1 protein-coding gene is annotated in these 367 nt (G+C 73.6%); it reads right to left on the reverse strand.

What is annotated here, in order from left to right; all coding sequences use genetic code 11:
• A partial coding sequence (locus tag EOE66_RS21650) for an autotransporter-associated beta strand repeat-containing protein (RefSeq protein ID WP_205702800.1) occupies window positions 1-367 on the reverse strand: 367 nt, incomplete at both ends.

Genomic DNA, 367 nt, shown 5'->3' on the forward strand with positions numbered 1-367 from the left:
CCGCTGCCATCGAGCAGGCCGCTCAAGGCCAGCGTGCCGACGGTCTCGGTGCCGCCCAGCGTGAGGCTGCCGCTGGTGACGTTGACCGCTGCGGTGTTGGCCAGGCGCTCGTTGCCGGTGAGCGTGAGTGCGCCGCCGGCAATCTCCACCGTGCTGGAAGCCAGGGTGCCGCTGAGCGCCAGCGTGCCGCCGGTCACGCGCGTGGTGCCGGTGTAGCCGTGGTTGCCGGAGAGCGTGAGCGTGCCCGTGCCCTGCTTGAGCAGGCCGCCCGTGCCGCTGAGGGTGCCGGCGAAGCTGGTGGCGGTGGTGCCGGTGTGCGTGAGCGTGGCGCTGCCCAGGGCGATGCTGCCGGCGCCCAGGATGCTGC

It is taken from the genome of Rubrivivax rivuli (assembly GCF_004016505.1).
Classification (GTDB): Bacteria; Pseudomonadota; Gammaproteobacteria; order Burkholderiales; family Burkholderiaceae_C; genus Rubrivivax; species Rubrivivax rivuli.